The 14487-nt window shown below is 65.8% G+C and carries 10 protein-coding genes and 1 tRNA gene; 9 read left to right on the top strand and 2 right to left on the bottom strand.

The window, feature by feature from the left end:
• Positions 1 to 19: 19 nt before the first annotated feature.
• From AQZ59_RS08070 to AQZ59_RS08035, 8 genes are all read left to right on the top strand, one after another.
• Positions 20 to 104 (top strand) — tRNA-Ser (locus AQZ59_RS08070).
• Positions 105 to 625: 521 nt separating this feature from the next.
• Positions 626 to 3730, top strand: coding sequence for a DNA polymerase III subunit gamma and tau (locus AQZ59_RS08065; protein WP_070808070.1), 3105 nt, complete (start codon positions 626 to 628; stop codon positions 3728 to 3730).
• A gap of 2 nt (positions 3731 to 3732) precedes the next feature.
• Entirely contained in the window at positions 3733 to 4350 is a 618-nt protein-coding gene (gene recR / locus AQZ59_RS08060; RefSeq protein ID WP_179853720.1) for a recombination mediator RecR, read from the top strand.
• A 58-nt stretch (positions 4351 to 4408) separates the two neighbouring features.
• Positions 4409 to 5683 (top strand): aspartate kinase, encoded by a 1275-nt coding sequence (locus AQZ59_RS08055; RefSeq protein ID WP_062614152.1) that lies wholly within the window; start codon positions 4409 to 4411, stop codon positions 5681 to 5683.
• A complete protein-coding gene (locus AQZ59_RS08050) occupies positions 5680 to 6735 on the top strand; it encodes an aspartate-semialdehyde dehydrogenase (protein ID WP_062614151.1) in 1056 nt (351 codons plus the stop codon). Before AQZ59_RS08055 ends, AQZ59_RS08050 begins: the two co-directional genes overlap by 4 nt.
• Positions 6736 to 7271: 536 nt before the next feature.
• Positions 7272 to 7904 (top strand): endonuclease domain-containing protein, encoded by a 633-nt coding sequence (locus AQZ59_RS08045; protein ID WP_062614150.1) that lies wholly within the window; start codon positions 7272 to 7274, stop codon positions 7902 to 7904.
• Positions 7905 to 8011: 107 nt separating this feature from the next.
• Positions 8012 to 8467 carry a hypothetical protein gene (locus AQZ59_RS08040; protein WP_062614149.1) on the top strand — a complete coding sequence of 152 codons (456 nt, stop codon included), beginning with the start codon at positions 8012 to 8014 and terminating at the stop codon, positions 8465 to 8467.
• A gap of 29 nt (positions 8468 to 8496) precedes the next feature.
• Complete coding sequence (locus AQZ59_RS08035; protein ID WP_062614148.1) at positions 8497 to 9588, top strand: Gfo/Idh/MocA family protein; 1092 nt, start codon at positions 8497 to 8499, stop codon at positions 9586 to 9588.
• 59 nt (positions 9589 to 9647) lie between these two features.
• Here AQZ59_RS08035 and AQZ59_RS08030 read toward each other — a convergent pair whose 3' ends face one another.
• Together AQZ59_RS08030 and AQZ59_RS08025 are read right to left on the bottom strand one after the other, a co-directional pair.
• Positions 9648 to 10919, bottom strand: a complete 1272-nt coding sequence (locus tag AQZ59_RS08030) for a DUF4032 domain-containing protein (protein WP_062614147.1) — start codon at positions 10917 to 10919, stop codon at positions 9648 to 9650.
• A 109-nt stretch (positions 10920 to 11028) separates the two neighbouring features.
• A complete protein-coding gene (locus AQZ59_RS08025) occupies positions 11029 to 12210 on the bottom strand; it encodes an ABC transporter ATP-binding protein (protein WP_082661241.1) in 1182 nt (393 codons plus the stop codon).
• Between the two features lie 395 nt (positions 12211 to 12605).
• Here AQZ59_RS08025 and AQZ59_RS08020 point away from each other — a divergent pair, with 395 nt between their 5' ends.
• The gene (locus tag AQZ59_RS08020; RefSeq protein ID WP_082661240.1) at positions 12606 to 14429 is read left to right on the top strand and encodes a serine/threonine protein kinase; all 1824 of its coding nucleotides are present in this window, start codon (positions 12606 to 12608) and stop codon (positions 14427 to 14429) included.
• Positions 14430 to 14487: the final 58 nt, after the last annotated feature.

Genomic DNA, 14487 nt, shown 5'->3' with positions numbered 1-14487 from the left:
GCAGATTGGCAGAATCTGAGGAGGATTCGCCTAGTGGCCTATGGCGCTCGCTTGGAAAGCGGGTTGGGTTAACGCCCTCGGGGGTTCGAATCCCCCATCCTCCGCAAAAGTCCCGTCCCGCAGTAGCGGGACGGGACTTTTTGTTGGATTATCGCGGGTTTTCGTTGGTGTAGTCGGGTTTCGTCAGACACCACCAAAACCACCCCAAAACCCCAAGCGACCCCACAAGACCCCACCGTAAGGGGGGTGCAAAAGGGGTACAAACAAAAACTGAGAAGGGGCACAGGAGGCCCATGACGTCGTCGACGCGTTCGTCGAGACGCGCTTCCCCAGTCGTCCATGCCGGCGTGAGTCCTGGGCTAGCGGCCCTTTACCAGAACGATGGTCTGGGCAGTCGCGCCGGAGAGAGTGTCATCTTTACTGGTGGAGGCGTTGAGCGTGGGGAAATCGATGAAGGTTTTTGGTGCTGCTACGGGGCTGCCTCAATTGTGTGGTTGTGGTACCTAGGGCTATCTTGCCGCAAGAGGACGGGCGCATGCCATAAAACTTGCGACCGCCCGGCGAGGTTATCCCCAGGTGGCGGCCGGCGAAAGATTTGTCGGAGGGTGTGCGTAGACTAGGAGGCGTGAGTATAGCCCTGTATCGCCGCTACCGGCCCGAGTCCTTTCAAGAAGTGATCGGTCAAGATCACGTCACCCGGCCACTGATGGCCGCTCTTGAGGCGGGCCGCACCACGCATGCCTATTTGTTTTCCGGGCCGCGCGGTTGTGGCAAGACGACGTCGGCGAGGATCCTCGCCCGCTGCCTCAACTGTGTGGAGTACCCCACCGCGAAGCCGTGTGGGAAGTGTGAGTCGTGCCGGGAGTTGGCGCGCGATGGGTCGGGGTCGCTCGACGTCGTGGAGCTGGACGCGGCGTCGCACGGCGGTGTAGACGACGCGCGGGAGCTGCGCGAGCAGGCCGGGTTCGCGCCGGTGCGGGATCGCTTCAAGATCTTCATTATCGACGAGGCGCACATGGTCACCAACCAGGGCTTCAACGCGTTGTTGAAGCTGGTGGAGGAGCCGCCGCCGCACGTGAAGTTCATTTTTGCGACCACCGAGCCGGAAAAGGTGATCGGCACGATCCGCTCGCGCACGCACCACTACCCGTTCCGGCTGGTCCCGCCGCTGGAGCTCGAACAGTACCTGGCGCTGGTTTGCGCGCGTGAGGGCGTGAGCGCGGGGAAGGACCTGCTGTCGTTGGTGGTCCGCGCGGGAACGGGCTCGGTGCGTGACACGCTCTCGGTCCTCGACCAGATTATCGGCGGCTCCGAGGGCACGCGCCTTGACTACGACCGCGCCGTCGCCCTCCTCGGCTACACCTCGGCGGCGTTGCTCGACGACGCCGTTGACGCCATCTCCACGCGGGATGGCTCGGCGCTGTTTGGGGTTGTGGACAAGGTGGTTAAGTCTGGTCACGACCCGCGGCGTTTCGTTGAGGACATGCTCCAGCGGCTGCGGGATCTGGTGATCATCGCGCTCGCGGGAGATGAGGCGAAGGACGTGTTCGTCTCGGTGCCGGAGGATCAGTATGGGCGGATGGTTGAGCAGGCGGCGGCGCTTGGGGCGGAGCGCGCCTCGCAGTGTGCGGACCTGACGAACGCTGCGCTGAGCGATATGGCCGGTGCCACCGCGCCGCGACTCCAGCTGGAGTTGCTGTGCGCTCGGCTGGTGATTGCGCGGGTGGGCGTGCCGGCGCAGGTGGTCGAGAGCGGGCCCGAGGCGCCCAGCCCCGAGGTGGCCAGCAGCCTGGCGAAGTTCCGGGCGAAGCCGGCCGGGTCTGGGCGCGTGACCGGTGGCGCACAGCTGGCCGGGCGCGGGCCGGGGCAGCCGGAGGGACATCAGGTCGGTCAGCAGGCGGGCCAGGCCGGAAATGCGGGCCCAGGCGGGCAGATCTCGGGTGCGCAGGGTGTGGCTGGATCTGTTGAGCAGCAGCGGCGCTTGGACCAGATGGATCCACGCAGACGGCCCATGCCTGTGATGACGAGTGCAGGGTTCGACGGCGATGGCAAGGCGCCCGCGCAATCTGTTCTGGAAAGACAGAGCTCGCAGGAGGGGGAGTCGGCCGGGCGCGCGTCCGAAGGCCGCGCGCCCCAGCAGGGGCATGCCGATATGCCAGCCCCCGAGCGGCAGGCCGGGGAACAGCAAGAAGTGCGGCAGGCGTCGGCGCAACCGGCACCCGAACGCGCTGTTTCCGAGCAGTCGGCTCCAGCACGGCAATCGGCTCCGGAACAACAGGCGACTCACCCTCCGCAGCCAACTCAGGCCCAGGGTGCGCCCGAGCAGGCGCCGGCACAGCCGGCCGAACCCGCCGGGCAGTCCGGCGGCGACCCGCTTGCGCAGATCAGCGCGCAGTGGCCCGCGATCATGGCCGACCAGAGCCTGTCCCGCATCGCCCACGCCCAACTCGGTGCGGCAAATGGCCCGGTCAGGGTCGAGGGCGGGGTACTCTACGTCGGCTTCGAACAGCCCGGCGTTGCCGGGGCGTTCACGGCGCGTGGCGCTCGCGAGGTCGAGCGGATCATAGCGAACATGTTCGGACTCGCCCTCCGAGTCGAAGGATTGGCGGGAGGCGAACCGTCGGCCCCAAAAGCTGACGCCGCGCAGGCCGCGGCACCCCAACCGCCGGCCGTCGACTTTGAGCGAGCCGAACCATCACGCCCAGCGGTGAGCCGAGATCCTGAGCATGCACCAGCCGGCCCGCCTCAAGATGCCGAGGGTTTGCGGGGTGCGCAGTCAGGTGACTTGCGCGCATCTGCAGCGGAGTCGGAGCCGGAGTCAGCCGATGTGCGTGAACCGGTGGCCGGCTCAGGCTCGCACCAGCAGGCAAGGCCGGTAACGAAGCGGGCGGGCGAGCCCGCAGAAACTGGCGAACCTCGCAGGCCCTCCAAATCTCACTCGGCCGCGGAGCCCGACTGGGCCCCGCCCTACGGCGACGAGCCCGACTTCGACGAATCTAACGTCGACGATTCTGATCTCGGCGAACCGGACCCCGCCCACGACCCGAGCTTTACCGCAGAGCCGGCCACCGACGGCATGCCCGGCACCCCTGCCTTTGGCGCGACCGGCGGCCCTGCTTTCGGGGCGACACCTGCTACAGAATCCGGCGCGGCGCCCGGCCCCGGTCTTGACCAAGCTCCCGGCCACGATCACGGCGAGTCGCCCGAGCGCTCCGCCGCTGACATCCTCGGCTCCGCAGCCGAGAGCTTCCCGATGCCGCCTCCGGCCGAGCTACCAGAGAGCTTGGCCTCCGGCCACGCCAACACCACGGGCCACGACCCGACCGGGTTCGCACAGTTCCACGTGCCGCCCGTCGAAGATCCCTATACGCATACGACATTGGGCAAGTGGGCGCAACCGTCGTCGTTGGACCGCCGCCCGGACGGCCCGGACCCGGACGACCTCCCGGACGAGGGCGCCGACGCCTCCACCCAGACGTACCCGGCCCAGGCCGCCCCCACCCCCACCCGCGCCGGCCTTACCGGCACCGACTTCCAGGCCCTCGCCGCCGCACACGCCCACCCCACTCGTGCCGACTACCCGGACGAGCCCGCCGTCGTCGACGATTCCCACCCCGAATGGGAAGGTGCCTCCGCCGACGACCCGGACATCTCACAGTCGACCATGGTGGGTCTGCAGGTCCTGCTCGAGCGCTTCGAGGCTAAAGTGATCGAAGAACGGGAGGAGTAGGCATGGCCGGAGTGTATGACGGCGCGGTCCAAGCGCTCATTGACGAACTGGGGCGCCTGCCCGGGATCGGCCCCAAGGGCGCGCAGCGAATCGCGTTCTACCTGCTGGAGGCGGATGACTCGGAAGTCGACGCCCTGGTTGGCGCCCTCGAATCCGTCAAATCCAAGGTCCGTTTCTGTGAAATCTGCGGCAACGTCACCGAGGACAAGCTCTGCCGCATTTGCGCCGACCCCCGCCGGCTCGACTCCGTCATCTGCGTGGTCGAAGAAGCCAAGGACATCGTCGCCATCGAGCGCTCGCGCGAATACCGCGGCCGCTACCACGTACTCGGCGGCGCGATCGACCCGATCGGCGGCATCGGCCCCGAAGACCTGCGCATCCGTGAGCTGTACGCAAGGCTGGGCTCCGGCGTCGTGCAAGAGGTCATCCTCGCCATGGACCCAAACGTCGAAGGAGAGGCCACGGCCACGTACCTTTCCCTCAACCTGTCGCACATGAACGTCATCGTCTCGCGGCTCGCCTCCGGCCTGCCCGTGGGCGGCGACCTCGAATACGCCGACGAAGTCACGATCTCCCGCGCCATGGAAGGGCGTCAGAGGATTCACACGCCCAGCACGTGAGAGCCCCAGCCGAACCCGGGGCGCCTCCCGTAGCATGAGGGCACCGAAAGGAGTAGACGTGGCTCTTATAGTGCAAAAGTTCGGCGGCTCGTCAGTTGCTGATGCCGATGGCATCAAGCGCGTCGCCCGGCGCATCGTGGACACCCACAAGGCGGGTAACCGGGTTGTGGTCGTGGTCTCCGCCATGGGCGACACCACCGACGACCTCATCGACCTCGCCGCCGCCGTCACCACCGAACCCACCGCACGCGAAATGGACGTGCTGCTCTCCGCCGGTGAGCGCATCTCCATGGCGCTCCTCGCGATGGCTGTCACCGACCTCGGCGTCCCCGCCCACGCCTTCACTGGCCAGCAGGCCGGCCTTCACACCGACACGGTCTACGGCGCGGCGTCGATCGTCGGCGTCGTGCCCGAACGCATCGGCCGTGTCCTAAAAAACAACGAAATCGCGATCATCGCCGGCTTCCAGGGCGTGAACCGGCACAACGACGTCACCACCCTCGGCCGCGGCGGCTCCGACACCACCGCGGTTGCCTTCGCGGCGGCGCTCCGGGCGGACGTGTGCGAGATCTACTCCGATGTCGACGGCGTCCTCACCGCCGACCCCCGCATCTGCAAATCCGCCCGCCACATCGCTGCCCTCACTTACGAAGAAACCCTCGAAATGGCGGCACACGGCACCAAGATCCTCCATCTGCGTGCCGTCGAATACGCCCGCCGGTTCGACGTGCCCCTGCATGTTCGCTCATCGTTTTCCAACAAGGAAGGAACGTGGATCGTGAACGAGTCCACCCGCAGCCGCTGGGACGGCGACAACGAAGCCCCCATCATCTCCGGCATCAGCCACGACACGTCGCAGGCGAAGATCACGGTCACGCGCGTGCCCGACGAACCCGGCGCCGCCGCGCGCATCTTCCAAGTGGTTGCCGACGCCGGCTCCTCTATCGACATGATCGTCCAAAACGTGCCCGTCAACCAGCCAGGCCAGGCCACGATCTCGTTCACGTTGCCGGTACCCGAAATCAAGCGCGCCGTGTTCGCGCTCGAGCGGGCCCGCGAGGAGCTCGGCTTCGCTGAGATCATTAAGGACGACGGCGTCGGCATCCTGTCACTCATCGGCACGGGCATGCGCTCCCACCCGGGTGTCACCGCGAAGTTCTTCGCTGCGCTCGCCGAAGCCGGCATCAACATTGACATGATTTCCACATCCGAGATCCGGATTTCCACGGTCCTCGCCGCCGCCGACGTGCCCGAGGCCGTCAGGGTTGTCCACAAGGCATTCGACCTGGATGCCGAAGATGAAGCAATTGTTTATGGAGGTACGGGACGATGAGCATCACCCTCGCAGTTGTAGGCGCCACCGGCCAGGTTGGCCACGTCATGCGCACCATCCTCGAGGAGAGGGAGGTGGACGTCGACGCCGTCCGCTTCTTCTCTTCCGCACGCTCGGCTGGCACTGTGCTCCAGTTCCGGGGGCAGGATGTGGTGGTGGAGGACGTTGCCACCGCGGATTATTCCGGGATTGATGTTGCTGTGTTTTCCGCCGGTGGTGCGGTCTCCCTCGAGTACGCGCCGAAGTTCGTAGCGGCGGGCGCGGTCGTCGTGGATAATTCCTCGGCGTGGCGCAAGGATCCGGACGTTCCGCTGGTGGTGACCGAGGTCAATCCGGAGGCGATCGTGAACCGGCCGAAGGGGATCATCGCGAACCCGAACTGCACCACGATGGCGATCATGCCCGTGGTGAAGGTGCTGGCCGATGAGGCCGGGCTGACGAACATGGTGGTCAACTCGTACCAGGCCGTGTCGGGTTCGGGGCTCGCGGGCGTGAACGCGCTGGCGAACCAGGCCCGGGCCGGCGTGGAGGAGGGCGAGGCACTCAAGGGGCTGGCCACGGACGGCTATGCGATTGCTCACCCCGCGGACACCACGCCGTATGTTGCGCCGATCGCGTTCAACGTGGTGCCGATGGCCGGGGCGATCGTGGATGACGGCACGTTCGAGACCGATGAGGAGCAGAAGCTACGCAACGAGTCGCGCAAGATCCTCGGTCTGCCGGAGCTGAAGGTGGCGGGCACGTGCGTGCGCGTGCCGGTGTTCACGGGTCACTCGATGGCGGTGTCGGCGCAGTTTGAGCGCGAGATCTCCGTGGAGCGTGCGATCGAGCTGCTGAAGGATGCGCCGGGCGTGCAGTACGTCGAGGTGCCCACCCCGCTCGAGTGCGCCGGCGAGGATGCGTGCTACGTGGGCCGTGTGCGGCAGAACTTCGCCGCGGATGACCCGGCGAAGGGGCTGTCCTTCTTCGTGGTGGGCGACAACCTGCGCAAGGGCGCGGCACTCAACACGATCCAGATCGCGGAGCTGGTGATCCAGGAGCTGCGCGGGTAGAACGTGGCCGGGTTGTGGGCCCCGGGGTTTCCCGGGGCCCACTGCTGTGCCACGGGTGTCAAATATCAGGACCCTGTAGCTTTTCATTGCGCAATCCCGGGGTTTTGCGCTCAGAGTCCTGAGATTTGACGGGAATCTTGAGATCTTGACGCTGTGCGCTATGCCGGATGTCCGGTTTGTCGGGTGTTTGGGGTGAGGCGGCCAAGGATCTTTTCCACAGACAACGTTCGTGGAGTGGGAACCCCATTTTCGGGGAGCATCGGAAAACAGCTGCGCGGAGTTCTTGTCATGCTGGTGCCATGTTCCATGGTGTTGTGTCTCGTGCAGAGCTCGAATTGCAAGGCTTAGACGGCAACGGCATAGCTGAGCTCGTTTCTGCGGGTGAGCTCCGACATCTGAGTCACGGTTGGTATGCGTGGAGAGGAGCGGAAGAATGCGTTGCGATAGCCGCGTCGAGTCACACTCGGCTTGGATGCCTTTCGGCTGCAAAGTTGCACGGACTTTGGATTCCGCCGGAGCCAGGGCCGACTCTTCACGTGGTCGCGAATCACTGGGAGTCGGCCAGCAAGATCAAACAAGCCGTGTCAGGTCTTGGCAATAGCCGAACTGTTGCGCAGGTGCACCGTGCTGCAGGCGACAAGCGGCAGTTGGTTGTCGCCGCTGAGGATGCCGTTGAGCAGGTTGCACGGTTCCATGATTCGGAGACTGCCCTGGTGGTGATGGAATCAGCGCTGAATCTAGGCATGATGACGATGTCTGGGATCCAGATGATGTTGGAGAGAATTCCGGAAAGCAGAGCACGGAAACTCGGTTGTGCCGCATTTGGGTCACAGTCCGGTAGCGAGACTCGCGTTGCTCACTTCATGCGCAAGCGGGGTGTGAAGGTTGTTCAGCAGTTCTCCCCGATCGCGGGGCGATTCGCCGACATGTTGATCGGGGAATCGTGGATCCTTGAGTGCGATTCCGTGGCGCACCACATGGGGCGCGTTGAATTTGAGAACGATCGCCACCGCGATCTCTTGTTCCGTTCACTGGGCTATGAGGTCACGCGGCTGAGTTACCAGCAGATCTGGTACGACTGGGAAAACACTCAAAAGCATCTGATTGCGATTCTCAAGCAGCGCCGCTACCTGCGCCGCCCGTCTCCGTCAAGAATCAGGACCCTGTAGCTTTTCATTGCGGAATCCCGGGATTTTGCGCTCAGAGTCCTGAGATTTGACGGGCGGGCGGTGGTATACGATGGGACACGAGCCCAATCCCGACGTCAAGGACGACCATGAACCAGCGCCTCGACCCCGCGCGCAAACAGACCCCCGGCCTGCGCTATCGCAAGATGGTAGCGGTCATCGCCTCGATCACGATCGTGTTCGTGCCGCTCATGGTGGTGGCGGGGTTGCGCTCGCAGGGGATCCCGCAGGCGGCGATGTTCCTGGCGGCGATCCTGCTACTTGGCGTGCTGGCCAGGCAGGCGATCGGCCTCAGGCTCAACTATGCAGTTGACGCCCCGGACTTTTTCGAGTTGCGCGAGTGGCCGGCCGCACCAAAGCGCATCGCCTACGCGGACTTGGCCGAGGTCCGCTTCCTCAACGAGCCGCGCAACTACCTCCACCTGCTCGACACGAGGGGCACGCTCATCAAGGTCGACGTGCGCTACTACAGCCTGCCCACCCTCATTGCCCGCGCTGAGAAGTTCGAGCGGCGCCAGAACCAACGCGGCCGCAAGCGTGCTTGAGCCTACCTCCACGAATGAAAGGACATCCCATGGTTAACTACGGAATCGTCGGAACCGGCTACTTCGGCGCGGAGCTCGGCCGCGCGTTACATCGCCTGGAGGGCGCGAACGTGCTCGGCGTGTACGACCCGGTGAACGCCGCCCGCCCTGCCGCCGAGTTTGGCGCGGAGGTCTTTGACTCGATGGAGGCCCTGGTGCGCGACCCGCGGGTCGACGCCGTGATCGTTGCCTCCCCGAATTCCATGCACGTGGAGCCAACCCTGGCAGCTGCCCGCGCGGGTAAGGCGATCTTCGCTGAGAAGCCGATCGCGTTGAGCTACGCCGATTGCGCCGCAATGGTAGACGCGGCCCGCGAAGCTGGCGTCTTCTTCATGGCCGGCCACGTCATGAATTTCATGAATGGGGTGCGCCTAGCCAAGCGCCTGATCGCGTCGGGCGAGCTGGGCCGGGTCTTGCACATCCGCTCTACGCGCACGGGCTGGGAGTCCGTGCAGCCGGTTGCGACATGGAAGAAGGTCCGCGAGCTGTCGGGCGGCCACCTGTATCATCACGTCCACGAGCTCGACTGCGTGCAGTCGATCCTTGGCCCGGCGCGCTTTGCCACGATGATCGGCGGGAACGTGGCACACAGCGAGGACGACGTCGACGACATGCTCCTCATCCAGCTCCAGTTCGACGGCGCCTTCGCCACCCTCGAGTATGGCTCGGCCTTCCGCTGGCCGGAGCATTACTTGCTGATTCAGGCGGAGAAGGGTGCGATCAAGATTGACCTCCAGGATGTGGGGGTGACGGTCCGGGTCGACGACGACGAGCGCCGCTACCTTCTGCATCGCACCGAGGAGGAGGATCGCCAGCGCGCGGAGATTTACGCGGGCTTGACCGGTACGGATGGTGGGGTGCAGTTTGGTCACCCGGACATGGAGTTGCCGTTGTGGCTGTCGGGGATTGTGGAGGAGGAGATGACCTACTTCCATGGGCTCATGCAGGGTGAGCCGGTGGCAGAGGAGTTTGCGAAGCTGTCCGATGGCACGGCGGCGATGGAGTCGATCGCAACAGCGGACGCCTGCACGCTGTCCCTCAAGGAGAACCGCACTGTGGCGATCTCGGAGATCACGGGTTAAGTCTGACGTTGGCCGGTTGGGCCCGCGGCGGAGCCGCGGGCTAGCCGCGAGCCCCGCCCCTAGTCCCCGAAGATCGTCCCGACATCGAATTCCTCGGTGGCGGGCCCGTCGGCGTCGCGCCCGATGAATTGCGATTCGTCGCGGCGGTGGGTGAGGACTTCGTGGACGTAGGAGTTGACGGCCTCGCGCATGGGCACGTCGCGGTTTTGGCGTTCGGACATGAACCAGCGGTGTTCGAGAATTTCGTGGAAGAGCTGGGCGGGCTGCAGCTTGGTGCGTAGCTCGGGTGGGACAGCTTGGACGGTGGGCTCGTAGACGTTGGTCATCCATTCGTGGGCGACGATCTCGAGCGGGTAGTCGGATTTGCCGGTGTAGGTGCGGTAAGACTCCATGTCGTTAACCAGGCGGCGCGCCTGCTTTTCTTCCACGTCGAGCCCGGTGAGGCGCATGAGTTTGCGCGAGTAGTGGCCGAGGTCCACCACTTTGGGTTGGATGGAGATGGAGGTGCCGTCGATGTCGGTGGACATGGCGAGCTCACCCACTTCGAAGCCGAGGTCGTTGAGGCGGCGGATGCGGGCGTCCACGCGCCAGCGCTCGGAGCGGTCGAAGGATTCTTCGCTGGTGAGTTCGTCCCACAGTTCGAGGTAGCGTTCTTCGAAGCGGTTGCCGACGGCGATGGCGTCGAATTCGGGGTCGAGGATGGAGCCGGCTTGGAGGTCCATGAGTTCGCCAATGATGTTGACGCGGGCGACGTCGATGTCGTAGTTTCGCTTCTTCTCGGAGAGGTTGTCTTCGAGTTCGCCGGTTTCGGCGTCCACGAGGTAGGCGGAGAATTCCCCGGCGTCGCGCCGGAAGAGTGCGTTAGAGAGCGACACATCTCCCCAGTAGAAGCCGAGGAGGTGGAGGCGGACCATGAGCACGGCGAGCGCGTCGATGAGGCGGCTGACGGTGTCGATTCGCATGGAGGCCTGGCCGAACAGGGAACGGTAGGGCAGGGAGAAGGGCAGGTGTTGGGTGACGAGGGCGGCGTTGAGGGGTTCGCCCGCGGCGTCGAAGCGGCCGGTGATGACGGCGATGGGTTCCACGCAGGGAGCGTCGATCCGGTTGAGGTCGCGAAGCGTCTCGTATTCGTGGTGGGCTACGGTTTCGCCGATTTCCTTCACGGCCACGACCTTGCCCTCTAGGTAGGCGAATCGCACGATGTGCCGGGAGATACCGCGGGGGAGGGCGGCGATGATGGAGGTGGGCCACTGTTCGAGGGGCACGTTCCACGGCAGGTCAAGGAGCGCCGGTTCCACCTGCGCTGACGTGATCTGCAGCGACTTGATCACTTTGTTCCCCCACTTCCTCGGCGTGCCGAATCAATGCTACCGCACGCGCGAATGACGCCGGAGCCCGGTCGAAACCCGAGCCCCGGCGTCGTTCACTCAGCTACTGCGATTAGTCCTCGATGTGGACTTCGGCGGCGTCGTTGTCCACGTTCCCCATCGAGGGCTTGTGCATCGAGCTGTCGATGCGCTCGCCCGTGGAGGTCGAGAAGTAGTGGGTGTGCTCGGCCTTGGGCTTGAGGTAGACGACGTCGCCCGCCTTGGGAACGACGTACGGCTCGATGCGCACGACCATGGTCTCGGACTGGTCGCCGGAGCCGAAGTTGGTGTTTTCGCGCTCCGCGCCGACGATCGTGCCGTAGACGTAGGCGTCCGAGCCGAGGGATTCGACGAAGGTGACCTTCACCGGGATGCCACCCTCGCCAGCGCCGGCGACTTCGAGCGCCTCGGGGCGCAGGCCGACCGTGAGGGAGCCGTCCGGGCGGGCGGCGGCGAGCACGTCGGCCGGGAGGGCGAAGCGGGCGTCGCCGAAGACGGCGTCGTTCCCGTCGATGCGCCAGGTGCCGAGGTTCATGGCGGGGGAGCCGATGAAGCCGGCGACGAAGGCGTTGGCCGGGCGGGAGAACATTTCGGCGGGGGAGGCGACCTGCTGGAGGAGGCCGTCCTTGAGGACCGCGATGCGGTCGCCCATGGTGAGGGCCTCGGTCTGGTCGTGGGTCACGTACACGGTGGTGACGCCGAGCGAGCGCTGGAGCGAGGCGATCTGGGTGCGGGTCTGGACACGGAGCTTGGCGTCGAGGTTCGACAGCGGCTCGTCCATGAGGAAGACCTGCGGCTTGCGGACGATGGCGCGGCCCATGGCGACGCGCTGGCGCTGGCCGCCGGAGAGGGCCTTCGGCTTGCGGTCGAGGTATTGGGTGAGGTCGAGGATCTTGGCGGCTTCCTCCACGCGCTGGCGGATGACGTCCTTATCTTCGCCAGCGATCTTGAGCGCGAAGCCCATGTTGTCGGCCACGGTCATGTGCGGGTAGAGGGCGTAGTTCTGGAACACCATCGCGATGTCGCGGTCCTTGGGGGAGACGTCGGTGACGTCGCGGTCACCAATGAAGATGCGGCCGGAGTTGACGTCTTCGAGGCCAGCGAGCATGCGTAGCGAGGTGGACTTTCCGCATCCGGAGGGGCCGACGAGGACGAGGAATTCGCCGTCCTTGATCTCAAGGTTGAGTGCATCGACGGCCGGGGTGGTTGCTCCAGGGTAGACGCGGGTAGCGTTATCAAATGTAACAGTCGCCATGGTTCATGGTTCCCTTCACCGGCAGGTACGTGCCGGACGATCCGTAGTGAAAGGTGTCAGTGTCAACTCTGACACGATGCCGACGTCCGTGTTGGCATCCCTTAGATTGTGCCACAGGTGGCCCGCGGTAGGATACGACTGTGACGTATTTGTAAGACAATTGTGGGGTGGATCCCTGGCAAGCGGCGTGTTTGCGCGGTTTTGCCCGGGCGGGCGTCGGGATTGTCGGAGGCGCTTGCAAGAATGAGCGACGACGGTCGCGCGGCTCGCGTCGATCGCGGCGACGTGCGTGGCGGCGTGCACGACGCGCGGCTGGGGCGGGCAGCGTCGTGACGGCGTGGCTGGTGTCGTGGCTGGGGCGGACGGCGTCGTGACAAGACAGAAAGGAGGGTGGCATGAGGCAACGGGCGATGATCGGCGGCTACCGGATCGTGAAGAGGATCGGTTCGGGTGGGATGTCGTTCGTGTATCAGGCGGTGGACGCTGACGGGCGGGATGTCGCCCTCAAGCTGCTGCATCCGGAGTTGGCGGCGGACCCGCGCTCGCGGGAGCGGCTGCGGCGCGAGGTGGCGATGCTGCAGCGCGTGCGGGGGAAGTACGTGGCGCAGATCCTGGATGCGGAGACGGACGAGGAGGAGATTTTCCTTGTCACGGAGCTGATCGACGGGCCCACGTTGGATCAGGACGTGCGCGATTCGGGGCGCTACGAGGGGGCGGACCTGGTGGAGCTGGGTCAGGAGCTCGCGGCTGCGCTGGAGTCGATCCACGACCAGGGGGTGCTACATCGGGACCTTAAGCCGTCGAACGTGATGATGGGCGAGGAAGGGCCCGTGCTCATTGATTTTGGGATCGCGCAACTGGGAGATGACCTGCGCATGACCCAGACCGGTGCTCTCACCCACACACCCGGTTTTTGTGACCCCGTGGTGGTGCGCGGGGGAGACCCTGATGCGGACGCCGACTGGTGGGCACTCGCCGCGGTCCTCGCGTTCGCGGCCACGGGGCAGGCGCCGTTTGGCGTGGGGAACTCGCCGGCGGTGATGCACCGGGTGGTCGTGGGGGAGGCGGATTTGCCGGGGCTCGCGCCGGAGGTGGAGCGGGCGTTCCGGGCGGCACTGGCCCCGCGCCGGGAGGAGCGCATTACGTTTGCCCAGCTCATGTATGTGTTGGGCGGGGCGAGCTTCGGTGACGTGGCGCGCACTGCCCTGCACCCGTGGCCCGGCGAGTTTGGCGGGGCTGGCCAGGGCTGGACCGGTGAGGGCGGCGAGGCCGGAGTGAGCGCGGCCCCGTCGTACGAGCCGCCCGTGGCGCCGGCGTTCGCCCCGATGTCGGCGGGCGATGAGACCGCGGGCGATACGGTGGCCTACGGCCCGGCGGGGCCGGGCGGTGCTGGTGCGGGCCGCGCGGGTGGCGGGGATGCGACCCGCCCGATCGTAGGCGCCGGATCCTCCTCTTACTCCGGTGGGTATTCGGCGGCACAGCCGCCGGTCGATGCCACGGCCCCGCTGCCGGTGGCTGATCCGACTCCGGGAACGGGGGCGGGTGAGGGGCCCGATCCCTCACCCGCCCGAACCTCGGTGTTCGAGAGAATGTTGGAACCAGAGCCAGCGCCACCCGTCCAGCTGCCAGGCGCGGTGGGCTACGGCTATGGCTACGGGTACCCGGCGGGCCAGCTCCCCGCCTGGGCGGTGCCGCCGCGCAAGGCGCGGTTGCAGGTGTGGGTGGCGTCGATCGTCGTCGGGCTGTTTGCGCTGGTGTGGCCGGTGACGTCGGCGGCGGTGATGGCGGCGCTCATCGTGGCACTGTCGTGGCTCGGGGGCGCGCAGAGCGACCTGCGTGAGCGGCGGATGCGCAACGGCGGGCCGTACCAGAACGACGTCATGGGCGCGGTGTTGCGCTCGCCGCTCACGCTTATCGGCGCGGTGGCCAGGTCGGTGGTGTCGGTGGGTGTGGGCGCCGGCGTCGGGTGGCTGACCTGGTTGTTCCTCGACTTCCTCGGCGCGTTGCCACCCGCGAGCGGCCAGGCGGTGGGGGTGTACGTGGGCGTCGTCGTTGCGTGGTTCATCGCGCCGAACGAAAACGGGCGCGAAGGCGTGAGGTACCTCATGGAGGGCATCGCGCCAACCGCGGGATACCGACTTTTCTGGATTGCGACTACGCTATTAGTTGCGCTCGCTGCGGGCGTAGTTGTCAGCCAGGCCCATCTCCAGATAGTTTAGAGTTCAATGAGTGATGATGCGTCGCAACGCATGGTTGACCGCGGAAATGTTCGAAAGA

Source organism: Trueperella bernardiae, assembly GCF_001469025.1.
In the GTDB taxonomy this organism is placed as follows: Bacteria; Actinomycetota; Actinomycetes; order Actinomycetales; family Actinomycetaceae; genus Trueperella; species Trueperella bernardiae.
The sequence above is the reverse complement of the archived record's forward strand: the minus strand, read 5'-3'. Positions and strand labels throughout refer to the sequence as shown.